Annotated in this window: 13 protein-coding genes; 12 read left to right on the forward strand and 1 reads right to left on the reverse strand. The window is 45.1% G+C overall.

The genetic code is table 11. The features are described 5' to 3' along the window. Positions 1-155 precede the first annotated feature (155 nt). From ACFSKO_RS06160 to ACFSKO_RS06205, 10 genes are all read left to right on the forward strand, one after another. The gene (locus tag ACFSKO_RS06160) at positions 156-1,550 is read left to right on the forward strand and encodes a Do family serine endopeptidase (protein ID WP_380249545.1); all 1,395 of its coding nucleotides are present in this window, start codon (positions 156-158) and stop codon (positions 1,548-1,550) included. A gap of 57 nt (positions 1,551-1,607) precedes the next feature. Then, positions 1,608-2,900 carry a replication-associated recombination protein A gene (locus ACFSKO_RS06165; protein ID WP_380249547.1) on the forward strand — a complete coding sequence of 431 codons (1,293 nt, stop codon included), beginning with the start codon at positions 1,608-1,610 and terminating at the stop codon, positions 2,898-2,900. A 151-nt stretch (positions 2,901-3,051) separates the two neighbouring features. Continuing rightward, positions 3,052-3,729, forward strand: coding sequence for a cysteine hydrolase family protein (locus ACFSKO_RS06170; protein WP_380249549.1), 678 nt, complete (start codon positions 3,052-3,054; stop codon positions 3,727-3,729). Between the two features lie 157 nt (positions 3,730-3,886). Beyond that, entirely contained in the window at positions 3,887-4,267 is a 381-nt protein-coding gene (gene crcB / locus ACFSKO_RS06175) for a fluoride efflux transporter CrcB (RefSeq protein WP_380249551.1), read from the forward strand. Continuing rightward, positions 4,264-5,340: an RluA family pseudouridine synthase gene (locus ACFSKO_RS06180; protein ID WP_380249553.1), complete on the forward strand. Its 1,077-nt coding sequence runs from the start codon at positions 4,264-4,266 to the stop codon at positions 5,338-5,340. Before crcB ends, ACFSKO_RS06180 begins: the two co-directional genes overlap by 4 nt. Positions 5,341-5,427: 87 nt before the next feature. Continuing rightward, complete coding sequence (locus tag ACFSKO_RS06185; RefSeq protein WP_380249555.1) at positions 5,428-6,102, forward strand: HAD-IA family hydrolase; 675 nt, start codon at positions 5,428-5,430, stop codon at positions 6,100-6,102. A 52-nt stretch (positions 6,103-6,154) separates the two neighbouring features. After that, positions 6,155-6,868 carry an ATP12 family chaperone protein gene (locus tag ACFSKO_RS06190; protein ID WP_380249557.1) on the forward strand — a complete coding sequence of 238 codons (714 nt, stop codon included), beginning with the start codon at positions 6,155-6,157 and terminating at the stop codon, positions 6,866-6,868. A gap of 116 nt (positions 6,869-6,984) precedes the next feature. Continuing rightward, entirely contained in the window at positions 6,985-8,517 is a 1,533-nt protein-coding gene (locus tag ACFSKO_RS06195) for an acyl-CoA carboxylase subunit beta (RefSeq protein ID WP_380249559.1), read from the forward strand. 73 nt (positions 8,518-8,590) lie between these two features. Next, positions 8,591-10,600 (forward strand): acetyl-CoA carboxylase biotin carboxylase subunit, encoded by a 2,010-nt coding sequence (locus tag ACFSKO_RS06200; RefSeq protein ID WP_380249561.1) that lies wholly within the window; start codon positions 8,591-8,593, stop codon positions 10,598-10,600. A gap of 162 nt (positions 10,601-10,762) precedes the next feature. Further along, positions 10,763-11,185: a hypothetical protein gene (locus tag ACFSKO_RS06205; protein WP_380249563.1), complete on the forward strand. Its 423-nt coding sequence runs from the start codon at positions 10,763-10,765 to the stop codon at positions 11,183-11,185. Between the two features lie 101 nt (positions 11,186-11,286). Here the strand turns inward: ACFSKO_RS06205 and ACFSKO_RS06210 are convergent, their stop codons facing one another. Next, the gene (locus ACFSKO_RS06210; protein ID WP_380249565.1) at positions 11,287-13,023 is read right to left on the reverse strand and encodes an OFA family MFS transporter; all 1,737 of its coding nucleotides are present in this window, start codon (positions 13,021-13,023) and stop codon (positions 11,287-11,289) included. A gap of 466 nt (positions 13,024-13,489) precedes the next feature. Here ACFSKO_RS06210 and ACFSKO_RS06215 point away from each other — a divergent pair, with 466 nt between their 5' ends. Next, on the forward strand, positions 13,490-14,986 hold the full coding sequence (locus tag ACFSKO_RS06215; protein WP_380249567.1) for a sigma-54-dependent transcriptional regulator: 1,497 nt from the start codon (positions 13,490-13,492) through the stop codon (positions 14,984-14,986). Beyond that, positions 14,979-17,060: a sensor histidine kinase gene (locus ACFSKO_RS06220; RefSeq protein ID WP_380249569.1), complete on the forward strand. Its 2,082-nt coding sequence runs from the start codon at positions 14,979-14,981 to the stop codon at positions 17,058-17,060. The genes ACFSKO_RS06215 and ACFSKO_RS06220 overlap by 8 nt, the downstream gene beginning before the upstream one ends. The last annotated feature ends 76 nt before the right edge of the window (positions 17,061-17,136 follow it).

A 17,136-nucleotide genomic window follows, 5' to 3' on the forward strand; every position in this document is an offset into this window, starting at 1 on the left:
CAGCCCTTGTGGCTGCCTTTTGTGTTTTTAATTGTCTTTCGCATACTTATCGTGTTTTTGACATTACATCAGTGTGGTAAGGCTTTAACTTATTATTAGTTGTGGATTAAACTTGTAGGATGAAGAAACGGATGATTTGTAACGTGCGTAATTTAATGATGGTAATGTTTACTATCGTGCCTTTGCTAGTTTCGTTTTCTGTTGGTGCACAGACCGTCCCATCAAGCAAACAACAGATCAGCTTAAGTTTCTCACCAATCGTAAAAGAGACTTCACCCGCTGTGGTGAATATCTTCACCAAGACGATCGTTAGAGAGCGTGCAGTTCCTTCTTTGTTTAATGACCCTTTCTTTAAAAGGTTTTTTGGAAAAAATCTTCAAGGGAGTGAACGTAAACGCATGGGGAAATCTCTTGGCTCTGGCGTTATCGTCCGTCGTAATGGTTTAATTGTAACTAATCATCATGTTATTGATAAGGCCACAGAAATTCAGGTTGTTCTCGCTGATCGGCGAGAGTTTTCTGCTGAGTTAATCCTGAGTGATGAAGGAACCGATCTTGCCATTTTGAAAATCAATACTGAAGGAGAAGAGCTTCCTATCCTTGAATTCAGAGATTCTGATACGACTGATGTTGGCGATTTGGTTCTTGCGATAGGCAATCCTTTTGGTGTTGGGCAAACGGTTACCAGTGGGATTGTTTCGGCATTGGCTCGAACTCAGGTTGGGGTCGCAGATTTTCAGTTCTTTATTCAAACAGACGCTGCGATCAACCCCGGTAATTCCGGAGGTGCTTTGGTCACAATGGACGGGAAGCTACTTGGCATTAATACCGCTATTTTTTCCTCATCACGAAACGGGGGCTCCGTAGGCATTGGGTTTGCAATACCAGCCAATATGGTTCGTACAGTCGTCCGGGCAGCCGAAGAAGGACATGAACTGGTTCGGGCTTGGCCGGGTATTGTGGGGCAGAACCTGAATTCGGATCTGGCACAGGGGTTTGGCCTCAGTCGTCCAGGAGGTGTTGTTGTTAGCTCTGTTTATCCCCAAGGGCCTGCCGATATCGCTGGCATTAAGGCTGGAGATGTCATCTTGGCTGTTGAGGGGAAGGAAGTCATCAATGTTGAATCCCTTCGTTTTAGGATCGCAACTATTCCTGTAAATGAACAGATTGAGTTGGAGATTTGGCGTGAGCGAAAACTCAAAAAAATTATATATACCGCAGCTCCCGCACCTGAAGTACCTGCGCGTAACCGACGGGAGGTTCGAGGTACCAATCCACTTGCTGGCGCGATCATTGCGAACTTATCCCCTGCCTTGGCAGAGGAAAAGGAGCTTGGCAACTTATGGGAAGGCGTTATTGTAACTGATGTCGCACGTCGTAGCCCAGCCCATCAAATCAGCCTCCAAGCGCATGATATCCTTGTCAGTTTGAATGATATCCCTATACATCTCGTTGAGGATGTTGACCGGGCGCTAGGTAAAAAAACATCAAAGTGGAAAATTGTTATTCGACGGGATGGTCGCCTCCAAACACTTGAATTAAAGCGCTAATGGATAAACGTTACTCTATGCTTTGTCCGTCGGCATTATCGGTAAAAGGATAACTCTGTGGCGGGATTATTTGAAAATGAAGCTACACGTCCTTTAGCGGATCGATTGCGCCCTAAAACGCTTAATGAGGTCGTTGGGCAAGATCATCTTGTGGGGGAAACAGGCCCGATTGGGCGGATGGTTCGTGCGCAACGACTTGCGTCCATGATCTTGTGGGGTACGCCTGGCTGCGGTAAAACAACGATTGCACGGCTACTTGCAGATGTTACCGATTTACATTTCGAGCCTATTTCGGCCATATTTTCTGGTGTCGCGGATCTTCGAAAGATCTTTGAACGGGCAAGAGAACGTCGGGCTATGGGGCAGGGAACTCTACTATTTATTGATGAAATCCATCGTTTTAACCGTGCCCAGCAAGATAGCTTTTTACCTTATATGGAAGACGGCACGATTGTGCTTGTTGGGGCAACAACTGAAAATCCTTCATTTGAGCTAAACCCTGCGGTGTTGTCACGTTCTCAAGTCATGGTGTTGAAGCGTTTAGATGAAGAGGGGATGCAAGGGCTTCTGGTACGGGCTGAGCAGGAAATGGGTTTTACACTACCCTTAACAGAAGGCGCGCGCCAGTCGGTGATTGCCATGGCCGATGGAGACGGACGTTACCTTCTGAACATGGCAGAGGAGTTGTTTAACTTGCCTCCTAGTGAGGCGATGGACAGCAATGAACTTGCTGATGTCATCCAAAAGAGGGCACCGATTTACGATAAGGGACAAGAGGGGCATTACAACCTTATTTCCGCGTTACATAAATCACTTCGTGGATCCGATTGTGATGCTGCACTTTATTGGCTCGCACGAATGTTAGTAGGTGGGGAGGATCCTAATTTTATCGCACGTCGGTTACTCCGGTTTGCCGTTGAAGACATTGGCCTGGCTGATCCGAATGCGATGTCTCAAGCGTTACATGCATGGCAATCTTTTGAGCGCCTTGGATCACCAGAAGGAGAGTTGGCACTTGCTCAGGCCGTGATTTATCTCGGAACGGCACCGAAATCTAATGCAGCATACAAAGCGTATAATACGAGTGTAGTCGCTGCCAAAGAGACTGGATCCTTGTCGCCGCCCAAGCATATTCTTAATGCGCCGACCAAAATGATGAAAGATCTTGGTTATGGAAAAAACTATGCGTATGACCATAACACAAAGGATGGTTTTTCGGGACAAAACTACTTTCCAGATAATATGCCTCGCCATAATTTCTACCAACCAGTGGAACGTGGCTTTGAGCGGGAAGTAAAAAAGCGATTACTTTATTGGGATAGATTGCGCCAAGAGCGGCAGAATTCCTAGTGATTTACTAAGGAATGCAAAATCTGCGTGGCTGCCATGAACATCTGAGGATTGCGGAGGTGTGACATTTTGGTGTTACTTATGTTTATCGATCCCATAACCAATCGCTGTGCCCAGCACATATAGCGACGTCCTAGAGGGTAAATCACGTATGCCAGAGTATACTCGTCCACAAAAAGATCATGTGGCTCTCATTACCTTATCTGCGCAGAGAGATTATATCCTACCCAGTTCTCCGATTAGAGCGTCTGGGTTGTCGCGGGCAATTCCTGCGATGACTAAATTGGTTCAAGGGTTTCGAGACCGTCTTGCTCCTGTGTATCATTCTATCCGGCTTTATAAGACTGATGGATCCAATGTGGATTTGTGTCGTCGTTCAGCAGTCGAAGAAGGCCTTCGTATTTTTATGCCAGGCAGCCTAGGAGCTGAGCTGGTTGATGAAATTCAGCCTGAAGGTGCTGAAGTTCGAATTAATCCCGATATTCTTTTTGATGGCAAGCTACAAACTATTGGCGACAATGAAGCCATTTTTTATCGTCCGCGTTGGGGGGCCTTTCACAATACGCCTTTGGAAGAAGAGCTTCGTAGTCACAGTGTAAACACGCTTGTCCTTTGCGGTTTTTCTTTCACTACAGCAACCCGTGCGACAATTTACGAAGCGAGTGCTCGTGATTTCCGTGTTATTGTTGTTCCTGATGCGTTATGTAATGCAACAGAGCAGGGATTACGTGAACTTGGTCGTATGGGCGTGTACCTCATGGATACAGATGAGTTGCTTTCTTGGTTGAATGACCCCCGCGAAGATAGCGCAAAAACTCAGGCTGCTTAATGTCTCTGTTTGGTCTTCGATAAATTAAAATCCTTAATCGAGATTTTTGCATTAGGCCTTCTTCTTTGCTAACTATTTCATGAATCCTATTTAATGACTCAACGTTATAGTTCTCAGAATAGTTCCGCATGAATGGAACGCATAAGGCAGATCTAAGATGAAAATGTTGGCTGCGGTTGCCCTGGGCGGTGCGCTTGGCGCAATGGGGCGATACCTGGTTTTTACGGTAATGGGGTCTCTCGTTGGAACGATGATTCCTACGGGAACCTTGACCGTAAATGTCGTGGGATCTTTTTTTATGGGCATCCTGGTTCCCTGGATAGGCGCCGGCGGCATTGCATCCCCTGAAATGAGGGCATTACTCACAGTTGGCTTGCTAGGGGCTTTCACGACCTTTTCTACATTTTCCATGGATGTGGTGGTGTTGATTCAACGTGATGCGATTGGGCTTGCTGTCCTTTACTTGTGTTTGTCTGTGTTTCTCTCTATAGCAGCTTTTATTGCTGGATATTATCTTATGAGGTCTTTTGTCGTATGAGTGCTGTAACCATGGTTAAAGTTGGACCACACGATGGTGGCGTACGCCTGGATCGCTGGTTTAAGAAAAATTATCCGGCCTTTAGTTATATTCAGGTCGAAAAAATGCTCCGCAAGGGGCAAATACGCATCGATGGGAAAAGGGCAAAAGCTTCGACCCGTCTCGAACCAGGGCAGGAAATACGTGTTCCTCCTGCTCCCGAAAAGTCAAACGTTGATCGACCACGTAAATCTGCCTCAGAAGTTGTTCTGAGCCGGGAAGAGATGCAGGCCGTTCGAGATATGGTGATTTATAAGGACGACTGGGTTCTTGCGATTAACAAACCAGCAGGGCTAGCTGTCCAAGGTGGTACAGGGCAAAGTAAGCACCTGGACGGTATGTTGGATGCGCTGCGGTATGACAAGCAGGAAAAGCCAAAACTGGTTCACCGGCTGGATAAAGATACCAGTGGCGTTCTTCTCCTTGCTCGGAATGATGCTGCTGCGCGGGTTATGACAAAGGCCTTTAAGGGGAAAACAACTAAAAAAATCTATTGGGCACTTGTGGCAGCTGTTCCTCCTCAAAAGAAAGGGTGGATCTATCTTCCGCTCGAAAAACAGGCTGGAGCACAGGGCGAGAAGATGGTTGTTGATTATGATAGAGGTAAAGAATCTCTGACGCTATATAATCGCGTTGACAAGGTGGGACGTAAAGTTGCCTGGGTCGCACTTATGCCTCTTACTGGACGTACTCACCAGTTGCGTGCTCACTGTGGTGCGCTAGAAGCGCCGATTCTTGGTGATGGTAAGTACGGGGGGAAGAATGCCTATCCTCTTGGTGATAAATTATCAAAAGACATGATGTTGCACGCGCGTGAAATTGCTATTCCACACCCTGATGATGGGACAACATTGCGTATCCGGGCAGATTTGTCTCCTCATATGGTAAATGCATGGGAAACTCTCGGGTTTAATCCAAATCATGGTGAGAGCTCTGTTGAACTCCTTGAAGGATATGCGGGTGATCTCGCTCACTGTCCTCCCCAAGAGATTCGTAACTTCTTTAATGATAAAGAAGACAAGGATCACGATTAGTTACAACGTGGGTCGATAAGTAATCTGAGAGTTTGGGTTCTCGGGCGAATTGCACATGATGTTCGATACAATAAAAGTGAGGTGAAAATGTTGGAACATCGTTTTAAGTTAGTAATTTTTGACTTTGATGGAACCCTTGTTGACAGTCAGTACAATATTCATCGATATATGGTTGTTGCCTTTCTTGAAAATGGCCTAACAGCACCCAGTTTAGACGATGTCAGGCGGATCGTCGGGTTAAAGCTGGAGTATGCCGTGGCAGAAATTTTACCTGAAGGATCTCCCTGGGAATTAGCTTGCTCGATATCCGATTCCTATCGACAAGCTTTTATCAAGGCGCGAGAACTTCCTGATTTTGATGAACCTATTTTCCCTGGTGTTCGGAAAATGTTAGAGCGCCTTAATAAACCGGACACTCTTTTAGCGATAGCTACGGGAAAAAACCTTAAAGGTTTACAAAAAAGCCTGGCGCATCACAATTTATCTGATTTTTTTGTAACTTTAAAAACAGCAGATGATGGACCCAGTAAACCGCACCCGGAGATATTACTCCAAGCCATGGTAGAAAATGGGGTTGCTCCTTGTGATACTGTTATGATTGGCGATACGACTTATGATATCGAAATGGCCCGTTCCGCAGGTGTTGCAGCGGTGGGGGTCTCTTGGGGATACCATGCAAACTCACAGCTGATAAAAGCAGGTGCGCATACAATCGTAAATTCGTGTGAAGAATTACCCACGTCTTTTGTAGATCTGCTATAATCCCCACACTAATCTACTTCAAACGCAATTAGACTATGGATCATTTAAAGTTATGTCTTCATCGCTCGCTTTAAAACGTTTTTATAAAAAGGCCACTGCCGAATCCCAAGAAGAAGGATTTGTGGTACTTTTAGATGGTCGGATCGTTAAGACGCCAGAACAAGTATCTTTGCTATTTCCGACTATGAGGCTGGCTCAAGCCGTTGCTGATGAATGGGATGCGCAGGGTAAGGAGATTGATTCCGGAACAATGCCAATGATGACCCTTACCTGTACAGCTATTGACTGGATCAGCAGTGATCGAGATGATGTCGTTGAGGGGATCGCGGCTTATGCAGGGCACGATTTATTGTGTTATTGGGATGATAGTATGTCCGATCTTCAGGAACTTCAAAAAGAAGTTTGGCAACCTCTGTTGGATTGGACGGCCCTAACTTTTGACGCCCCGCTTGCTGTTACAAACGGTTTGTTGAGCGTTGATCAACCAGCGAGCACTTTAAAAGCCCTATATAATGGGGTGTGCACAATTCCCAATATGGAATTGGCGGCATTATCCAGTGTCGTGCGAATTGGTGGGTCTCTTGTTGTTGGACTGGCTTTATTAAAAGGCCACATAACAGTCGAAAAGGCGCAAGAAGCCGTGCTTTTGCATGAAAAATTTCAGCACCAACGTTGGGGCGTTGATGAAGAGGCTGAAGAGCGTCATGTAAATATATTAACAGAATTTCGCACTGCAATGAAATTTTTAAGTCTGATACGTGACTGACGCGTTACAGGGCACTAGTATCCCTTAACCCTACGTGCTATCAATTACGTCCTGTTTATATCGCAGTGCAAAACTGCGCCACCAATATAACCATATATAACAACGTGGGGGAACACGTGCAGGATATCATTCAAAAACTGGAAGCAAAACGACAGGCAGCCAGAGCAGGCGGTGGAGAGCGTCGAGTAGAAGCTCAACACAGCAAAGGTAAATTAAGTGCACGAGAACGTATTGACGTTCTTTTGGACGAAGGGTCCTTTGAAGAATGGGATATGTTCGTCGAGCATCGGTGCATCGACTTTGGAATGGAAAAGCAAAGCGTTCCTGGTGATGGTGTCGTAACAGGCAATGGAACAATCAACGGGCGTTTGGTTTTTGTGTATAGCCAGGATTTTACGGTCTTTGGTGGATCTCTTTCTGCTTCTCATGCGGAAAAGATCATGAAAGTTATGGATAAAGCCATGGAGGTCGGTGCCCCTGTCATCGGCCTTAATGATTCAGGAGGCGCCCGTATCCAAGAAGGTGTGGACTCTCTTGCTGGCTATGCTGAGATTTTCCAACGCAATGCAATGGCGTCAGGTGTTATTCCTCAAATTTCAATGATCATGGGCCCTTGTGCGGGGGGAGCAGTATATTCTCCTGCTCTTACTGATTTTATCTTTATGGTCAAGGACAGCTCTTATATGTTCGTGACGGGTCCCGATGTTGTTAAAACAGTGACCCATGAAGAAGTAACCGCGGAAGAGCTTGGTGGGGCTATTACTCACACCAGTAAATCGGGTGTTGCGGATCTAGCGTTTGAAAATGATGTTGAAGCTCTGCTTGAGCTCCGTCGTTTCATGGGTTATTTGCCATCATCTAATCGTGAAAAAGCTCCTTCAAAACCAACGGCTGATTATGCGGAACGGGATGAGTTTTCTCTCGATACCCTGATCCCAGATAATCCGAATAAACCGTATGATATGAAAGAACTCATCATCAAGATGGTTGATGATGGTGATTTCTTTGAAATACAGCCTGAATATGCAGGAAATATTCTAATCGGTCTTGCGCGTATTGATGGCGAGAGCGTCGGTATAGTGGCCAATCAGCCAATGGTTCTCGCTGGGTGTTTGGATATTGCCTCCTCTATCAAGGCTGCACGATTTGTCCGGTTTTGTGATTGTTTTAACATTCCATTGGTAACTTTGGTTGATGTTCCTGGATTTTTACCGGGTACTTCTCAAGAGTACAATGGGATCATTAAACACGGTGCCAAGCTACTCTATGCTTATGCAGAAGCAACCGTGCCAAAGGTTACGGTTATTACACGTAAGGCATATGGTGGGGCTTATGACGTGATGTCCTCCAAGCATTTGCGAGGTGACGTGAATTATGCGTGGCCAACATCCGAGATTGCGGTAATGGGGCCCAAAGGTGCCGTTGAGATTATTTTTCGCCAAGATATTGGTGATGCAGAAAAGATTGAGGAGCGCACTGAAGAATATCGTGAAAAATTTGCTAACCCCTTTGTCGCTGCCTCTCGTGGTTTTATCGACGATGTGATTATGCCTCACGGTACACGTCGTAGGGTCTCAAAGGCTTTGCGTATGCTTCAGAACAAGCAACAGCAAAATCCTTGGAAAAAACATAGCAACATGCCGCTGTAATTTTGACGGACTGTCCTTTCGAATGGACCGAGCGCAAGATTATCGTGACTAACAAATCAGGGGGCTTAATATCATGGCCTTGTTTGAGAAAATTTTAATTGCAAACCGTGGCGAAATTGCTTGCCGCGTCATCCGTACAGCCCAACGTCTGGGTATAAAAACGGTTGCTGTTTATTCTGATGCCGATGCGTCATCGCTTCATGTTAAAATGGCTGATGAAGCCGTTCGTATTGGCCCTGCTGCTTCTGCAGAAAGCTATTTGGTAATTGAAAAAATTATCGCAGCTTGCAAAGAAACTGGTGCGCAGGCCGTCCACCCAGGTTTCGGATTTTTATCTGAAAATTCAAGCTTTGTGAAAGCGCTGGACGACGCTGGTATCGTTTTTATCGGCCCTCCTACAAATGCTATTGCGGCGATGGGTGATAAGATTGAGTCCAAACACTTGGCTCAAGCTTCCAAAGTTAGCACCGTTCCCGGTCATATGGACTTGATTAAGGACGCTGAAGAAGCGGTTGAAATATCAAGTAGTATTGGTTATCCCGTTATGATTAAGGCCTCCGCAGGTGGTGGTGGTAAAGGGATGCGGGTCGCCTATAGCAACGACGAAGCACGAGAGGGATTCCGTTCCGCCCAGAACGAAGCGCGTTCAAGTTTTGGGGATGACAGGATCTTTATTGAGAAATTTATCGAAGAGCCGCGCCATATTGAAATCCAAGTTATTGGTGATAAACATGGCAATGTTATTCATCTTGGTGAGCGAGAATGTTCCATTCAACGTCGTCACCAGAAGGTTATTGAAGAAGCGCCGTCTCCTTTCCTTGATGAAAAAACCAGAGCAAAAATGGGCTCTGAAGCTGTGGCCCTTAGCCAAGCTGTAAACTATCACTCTGCGGGTACAGTTGAGTTTATTGTTGATAAGGACAAAAACTTTTACTTCCTCGAAATGAACACCCGTATTCAGGTTGAACACCCGGTAACGGAACTCATCACAGGCATTGATATCGTCGAGTGGATGATCCGGGTCGCTGCAGGTGAAAAACTTGCCCTCACACAGGATGAAGTCAAGCTTGAAGGTTGGGCGATTGAATCGCGTGTCTATGCAGAAGATCCTCTTCGTAATTTCCTGCCGTCGATTGGTCGCCTTGTTCGTTATGAGGCACCAGAGTCTGATGAGGAATACAATGGTCGGCCTGTGATCCGCGTTGATACGGGTGTGGAAGAGGGATCCGAGATTTCTATGTTCTATGATCCGATGATCGCGAAACTCTGTACTTATGGTCCAGACCGTACGACCGCGATTGAAAGCATGCGAACGGCGCTAGATTCCTATTATATTCGCGGTATCAATCACAACATGGGTTTTCTTTCTGCGGTAATGTCTCAAGATCGCTTTTTGGAAGGCCGTTTGACGACAAATTACATTGCAGAAGAGTTTCCTGATGGCTTCCAAGGTGTTCAGGCCAGCGAAGAAGAGATCAAGTTACTGGTGGCTGTTGCAGCTGTCCTTCAGACCAACTTGTCTGAACAAACCGCATTGGCTGCGCATGTTAACGGATTCCAAGGGGTAGATATCCCTGTTGAACTCACTGTGTTCATGGACCGGACTGCCTACCCGGTGGTTATTGATCTTCAAGATGATGGATACCTTGTCTCTGGTGAAGGTTTTGAAGCATTGGTCAGAGGTGACTGGATGGCACACGAACCCGTTTTCTTTTCTGAAGTAAACGGAAAAGAGACTGTTGTTCAAGTAGATCGTCGTGGACCATCGCTTAAACTCACACTATCTGGGCTTACCGTTGAGGCGTTGGTTATTGAAAGCAGATTGGCTGAGTATAATGCCTTGATGCCTGAGAAGTTACCGCCCGATCTTTCTCAATTCTTGTTGTCACCAATGCCAGGCTTACTGGTTTCGGTGGCTGTGGAAGAGGGACAAGCTGTGAAAGCAGGTGAAGAATTGGCTGTTGTTGAAGCGATGAAAATGGAGAACATTCTCAGAGCTGAAAAGGATGTTATTATTGCCAAAGTCTCTGCTGCTGCAGGCGACAGTCTTATCGTTGATCAGGTGATTATCGAGTTCGAATAAGATTTTTTCGGATAAATATAAAAGGGTCGCAAAGGGGATACTCTGTGCGACCCTTTTTTGTTTTTGACTTGCGTTGATTAATATCATGGATATTTAATTGTGTGGCACGAAAGTAACCGTATCATATACTTACGTTGAATTTCTTAGATGAAGGGCCGTAGTATGGACCAGCTAGAGCTACCAAGCGATATTGTTTGGTCTGATCGTCGGTTTTGGTTTCAAGATTTAGAGACACATTATAGCCAGAATGGCTCTCGCTCACCGAGTGAACAAGCTTGCGCACTGATGATTGATCTCCAGGCAACATTTTGTGCTGGGGCATGGGCGGCAACCATTATCTTGTCGACCTCAATCGTTCAGGCTCAAATGAAAGAACATGGTACTTATCTCACTTGGATTGATCCGAAAGAGCTGACCTGGATGAACAAACTACGCAATAGGTTGGTTCATGGCGATAAGCGTAAACCCGGAATTACTATCCAGGATCAATGGACCAGAAGGGATGAGTGGGAAACGCGGGCACGAAGGGCAGTGGAAATTACTTTTAAAGCTCTTTATGAATCTGACGATGATGATCTCGATTGATACTGGTTTTGTAAAAATGGTGCTCAAATCATAAGATAGACAAAAAAAGAACCCCTGAAATTATCTTTCAGGGGTTTAGTCGTTAGGCAAGATGTTCTGTTTTAAGCAGCTTTTTTATTATTTTCTGCAACTTCAGGATGGGTGTTATGTACGTGATGTTTTCCGTCCACGCGTTTGACCCCAAGGTTGGCAAAGAACGCAATTAACAATAAAGCTGCCATTGCGTACATGGTCGTGTTGTAGAGGCTTGGTGTCGGATCTACGGTTCCTTCTGGCGCAATCTCCATCAGCTTTGTAATCGTGACTGTTTTGCCTGCGATAAGTTCTTGCAGCTTATCTACACCCGCCCCAAACTTGGCTTGGAAAGCAGCGGGATCTATTTTGTTTGCAAGATCTATCAAAGCCCCATCAAGAGATTTTTGACGTAGGTAGGTAATTGCAAAAGGTCCAAGTACACCGGCAGTGCTCCAGGCGGTTAATAGTCGTCCGTGGATGCCACCAACATGTAAGGTTCCAAAAACATCGGCAAGATAAGCCGGAATAGTAGCGAAACCACCACCATACATAGTGAAAATGACCATTGTTGCAGCATAGAACAAGACCAACCACATTACGGCAGGGTTTACGCTGACCTGGTTGGCAACAAGTGGGATGGAAAGGTATAGGATAATACCGAGAACGAAAAAGCAGTGATATGTATTTTTCCGACCGATGAAATCAGACATCGATGCCCAAATAAAGCGCCCACACATATTAAAAACCGATATCATTAAGACATAAGTTGCTGCAAAGTTTGCGTCTACAATGCCAGGTAGGGTCGATCCAAATATTTCAGTCATCATCGTTTTGGCAACGCCAATGACACCGATACCAGCTGTAACGTTCAGACAAAGAACAATCCACAAGCGATAGAACTGTGGTGTTTTTGTTGCTTGGTCAATATGGACATCATCATTGGTAATCATGCGTTTGCTTGATTCATCTGCTGTTGGCGCAACCCATCCTTCAGGTTTCCAGCCAACGGCAGGAATGCGGTATGAAAAAGCCGCGATGATCATAACGATGAAATAGGAAATACCGAGCGTTAAAAAGACACCGGAAACACCTGTGTCTCCTGTTCCTACGACATAGACACCTTCGGGACCTGCTAATGGCATTTTAGCCATATCAGCAACAGAAGCTATGACGACTTCAACTTGACTGCCAGCAACTTGCGCAAAACGGCGTCCACCTTCGGTAATAAGCTCGACATCTGTGATTTTGCCAAGATACTCAGGAGCTTGGTAAAAAACACCTAGTAAGTAGGTTTTAAGGGGGGCCCCGATCATTGCGCCGCCTCCAAAGCCCATGATGGCCATTCCTGTAGCCATTCCTCTGCGATCAGGAAACCACCTTATTAAAGTACTTACAGGCGATACATAAGCGAGGCCAAGTCCGATACCACCAATTGCGCCATAGCCGAGGTATATTAACCAAAGCTGATGTGTGGAAATTCCGACACTTCCTATTAAGAAGCCACCACCCCAGCAACAAGCAGCAAGAACGCCAACAGCACGAGGTCCAACTCTCTCAAGCCATTTTCCTCCGATAGCTGCAGCTAGACCAAGAAAGACGATGGCTGTTGAAAATATCCAGACAACGGAACTTAGGCTCCAATCATCTGCGGCGCCTGCGACGACACCAAACTCTTTAACCAATGGAGTGTTAAAAATACTCCATGCGTAAACCGAGCCAATACATAAGTGTATTGCGATAGATGCTGGCGGAACCAGCCATCGGTTAAACCCTGGTTTTGCGATTATTCGCTCTTTGCCTAGCATGGCCATAAAACCGGACATAATTTTTTGTCTCCTCAAATTTATTTTTAGTTTGCCGCTTCATTCCAGACTGGAGTCTTTCATAAAACGGTTTCCCTGTTTTGGAGCTGCAAGCTTTGTTCTTGAAATTTTTTTCTTGTAGCCTGGCTCTATAAGAGCAAAGGGCATGCCAATAAGTTGTTTTTCCTATTAGCTGAGAGGAACTGGCCAATTTTGTTTTTCTGATTAAGTGATTTGAATTATTTATATGGGACATATTGATACGCAAATGAAATGAGTGGGACATTTTGTCTGTGTATGCTCGGGGCATCATTATCAAACTATGATGCTGTGAATATGCCGGGAAGGGTGACAAGCTTTAGCTAAGGCAGTAAAAATATAAATAATACAAGGTGTTTAAAAGCTCATAGCGTTGCTCGGAGAAGAGGATATCTTCGCGTGTTTGAGAAAACATCACAGAAAAACGGAAAGAGTGGAAGCAGGGATTATGCGAATATTGCAGGCTGTTGATACGTCCAAACAAACAAATTCAGATCAGAGCAGGACTGTTCATTCGACCCCAAAGGGGGGGGAGACATCATATTCTATTCTTGTCGTTGATGATGAGCCGGGTATTCGTGATTTTTTACAACGCTCCCTAATTAAAGATTATAGTCATGTTGAAGTTGCATCTACAGCAGAAGAAGCCGAAGAATTAAGGTCCAAATTTCATTTTGATCTTTTTGTTGTTGATATTTGCCTTCCGGGGCTCTCTGGCGTTGATTGGCTCAAGTCTATCGTGGAGCAAGATTGGCAGTCGGATATTATTTTCATGACAGCTTTTGCTGATGTCGATAAGGCGATTGATGCTTTGAGAGTGGGTGCTTCTGATTTTATCTTGAAGCCGTTTCGGTTGGAACAGATGATTTCATCAGTTCGACGCTGTGTTGAAAAACGCCGTTTAATGCGCGAAAATTTTGTTTTGCAACGTCGTATCGATAACTTTTATTCTGCTGACGGTATGATTGGTCAAAGTCGATTATTCACTGATTTGTGTCATTTAATATCTCGTATAGCACCAAGTCCGTCCGTTGTTTTGATTGAGGGTGAAACAGGCACGGGCAAGGAGCTGGTTGCCAGTGCCATTCATAAGGAAAGTGGACGAAAGGGACCATTTGTCCCAGTAAATTGTGGGGCGATATCTCCAGAATTAATTGAATCAGAGCTCTTCGGGCATCTGAAAGGAGCATTTACGGGAGCGCAGAGGGCAAGGGACGGGCTTTTTTCTTATGCAGATGGGGGGACATTATTTTTGGATGAAATTTCTGAAATGCCTTTAATGATGCAGGCTAAATTACTTAGAGCACTTGAAGAAAAAACGATCAGACCTGTTGGAAGTGAACGAGAAACGCCGGTAGATGTAAGAATTGTTGCTGCGACCAATCGCAATCTGGAAAAAGAAAAAGATCGAGGTAATTTTCGAGCTGATCTTTTCTACAGGTTAAATGTGGTCAAGGTTTCCATACCAGCACTTCGAGAGCGCAGCGAAGACATCATGCCTTTGGCTCAGCACTTTTCCAGTATGCTGGCTTCACAGCTTGGAATGTCAACGATCCCTTTCGATCAACAAGATTTTCATGAGTTAGAAATGTATTCCTGGCCGGGGAATGTGCGTGAGCTCAAGAATTTAATTGAGCGTTGCTTTTTGTTAGGTACTTTTCCCAAAGAATTATTAGCTGGGAGCCCTGCTGAGAAAAGAGAGGATATGGGGTATTCTCCGCGGTGGGATCTGGAAGCTGTTGAGAAAGATCACATCTGCAAGGTTTTGGATTTAGTAGATGGAAACAAAACCAAAGCGGCTGAAATATTAGGTGTTGCTCGCAAGACACTCACACGTAAACTTCAACTCTGGCACAGTATTGAGAACAACGACTATAAAATTAGTCCAGATGAAACTAACCGAGATGAAAATATACTCGGAGGAAATGGTATAGGTGATGATTAAGCGTCTCTATGCCCTTGTTACTCAAAGTCTTCGTTATAAGCTCTTACTGTTGGTACTATTTCCGGTTTCGATTGTTATGCCCACTGTAATCGGAATGGCATATATTTGGAGCAATGAAATCAGTTACCGGCAATTGTTAATGAAAGTAACAGGCGATTTATCTGTTGCTCATGAAGCCTTTCTTCGTGCTCAGTATGACTACCTTTCAAAGCTTACCCTTCTTGCAGAGTCTCATTCTTTTCGGAAGGCGCTGGAACAGCGACTTTCATCAAGAAGTGAGGCGGCTCCTATCAGTCCCATGCTTAAAGAGTTCAAAAATCAGGAAGGGTTTGACTTTGTTTATCTTGTCGACTCTCAGGGGTGCGATTATTGGCAACATAGACATTGTGAATTTAAAAAAAGTCCACTCCTTGAAAGATCTAAAGCTGAGGGGCCTTCGACCGGTGTCGAGATTTTTAATGTCGAAGAACTTACCGTAATTGATCCAGAATTGGCAAAGCAAGTCTATCTCCCGCTTATCCCAACACCTCGCGCCAAAGCCACCGAACGATCGATTGAAGATCGGGGGATGGTTTTACATAGTTATTACCCTTTGAAAAATGAGGCTGGTGAACTTAAGGCCTTTCTCGTTGGCGGTGTCTTGGTGAATAAGGATTTCTCTTTTGTCGATCGTCTGCGCGATACTGTTTATAGTAAGGGAAGTTTAGCTGAGGATAGCCTTGGGACCATAACGGTATTTATTGAAGATGTGCGCATTAATACCAATGTTCCTAATATTTTACAACTACCAGGCGAGCGGGCTTTAGGTACGAGGGTTTCTGAAGAAGTTAGAACCCGTGTTTTGGATCAGGGCGTAAGCTGGATTGACCGAGCCTTTGTTGTCAGCGAGTGGTATATTTCCGCCTATGAGCCAATTGTTGATGTAAATGGAAATCGCGTAGGGATGCTCTACGCTGGCTTTCTTGAAGCCCCGTTTAAAGATATTTACCTCGAAGGATTGTTAAAACTTCTTGCGCTTTTTGTAGCGATTACTCTGTTTTGCGTCGTGGTTGCGATGCTGGTTGCGAGATCCATTTTTATCCCCATTGAGGCGATGGCGAATGTCATTTCCCGTGTGCAAAAGGGGGATGATCTTCGTATAGGCTGGATTAACGCTCGGGATGAAGTCGCAACACTGGCCAACCAGTTCGATGCGTTGCTCGATCAGTTACAAGAACAAAGAGATCAAATTCAACTCGATGCGGATGAATTGGAGCGTAAGGTGGGACAACGTACGGCCCAGCTTCAACGTCGTACAGAGGATTTGGAGCGTAACATTAATTTGTTAGAGCGCACTCGCGAACAGTTGGTTGCTAAAGAGAAATTGGCTGCAATAGGCGAATTGACGGCAGGGATCGCCCATGAGATCAATAATCCGACCGCTGTTATCTTAGGTAATATGGATTTAATGACTGCTGAGTTGGGAGAGAATGCATCAACAGTGGAGCGTGAGACCCGCCTAATCATTCAACAGGTTTATCGAATAAGAGCGATCATTAACAATTTACTGCAGTATTCACGGCCCTCAGATTATCAAAATCATGCCATGCCCGTTGATATCAATCAGGTTGTCGAGGATACCTTGGTTCTTGTTCAACATGATCTCGAACAAAAAGAAGTGACGCTAAAGCTTGACCTGAAGGCAAAAGGGGTGGTTGGCGGTAATCATCAACAATTCCAACAGGTATTAATCAACCTAATTGTAAATGCGACGAATGCAATTTCAGAAAATGGTGAGGTTACCATTCGAACCCGGGATTGGAAGCATGGAGGGGTACTTTTTATCGTACGTGATAATGGGTGTGGGATTAAAGCATCGGTGCTTCCACGCATATTTGATCCCTTCTTCACCCTTTCTAACAGTGGCACCGGGCTGGGTTTGTCTGTGAGTTATGGTATTTTGCAAAGATTTGAAGCTGAAATAGAAGTTCGTTCACGTGTGGGCGTCGGTAGTTGTTTTTATATCTGGTTTTCACCGAAGATTGTCATGGATCTTGATAATGACGATAATGATATATTCGCGGATATAGCCTAAGATTCCGACCCTGAGTCTCCATGGCTTTCTATAAAGTGCTTTAACTTATCCCAAAAGAAAACCCCCACTGATTAAA

Source organism: Kiloniella antarctica, from assembly GCF_042682825.1.
Classification (GTDB): Bacteria; Pseudomonadota; Alphaproteobacteria; order Kiloniellales; family Kiloniellaceae; genus Kiloniella; species Kiloniella antarctica.

Excerpts from the sequence above, each read along its gene's own strand:
- ACFSKO_RS06160 (WP_380249545.1), top strand. The coding sequence starts at position 156 with ATGATGGTAATGTTTACTATCGTGCCTTTGCTAGTTTCGTTTTCTGTT.
- ACFSKO_RS06170 (WP_380249549.1), top strand. The coding sequence starts at position 3,052 with ATGCCAGAGTATACTCGTCCACAAAAAGATCATGTGGCTCTCATTACC.
- crcB (WP_380249551.1), top strand. The coding sequence starts at position 3,887 with ATGAAAATGTTGGCTGCGGTTGCCCTGGGCGGTGCGCTTGGCGCAATG.
- ACFSKO_RS06180 (WP_380249553.1), top strand. The coding sequence starts at position 4,264 with ATGAGTGCTGTAACCATGGTTAAAGTTGGACCACACGATGGTGGCGTA.
- ACFSKO_RS06185 (WP_380249555.1), top strand. The coding sequence starts at position 5,428 with ATGTTGGAACATCGTTTTAAGTTAGTAATTTTTGACTTTGATGGAACC.
- ACFSKO_RS06190 (WP_380249557.1), top strand. The coding sequence starts at position 6,155 with ATGTCTTCATCGCTCGCTTTAAAACGTTTTTATAAAAAGGCCACTGCC.
- ACFSKO_RS06200 (WP_380249561.1), top strand. The coding sequence starts at position 8,591 with ATGGCCTTGTTTGAGAAAATTTTAATTGCAAACCGTGGCGAAATTGCT.
- ACFSKO_RS06205 (WP_380249563.1), top strand. The coding sequence starts at position 10,763 with ATGGACCAGCTAGAGCTACCAAGCGATATTGTTTGGTCTGATCGTCGG.
- ACFSKO_RS06210 (WP_380249565.1), bottom strand. The coding sequence starts at position 13,023 with ATGTCCGGTTTTATGGCCATGCTAGGCAAAGAGCGAATAATCGCAAAA.
- ACFSKO_RS06215 (WP_380249567.1), top strand. The coding sequence starts at position 13,490 with ATGCGAATATTGCAGGCTGTTGATACGTCCAAACAAACAAATTCAGAT.
- ACFSKO_RS06220 (WP_380249569.1), top strand. The coding sequence starts at position 14,979 with ATGATTAAGCGTCTCTATGCCCTTGTTACTCAAAGTCTTCGTTATAAG.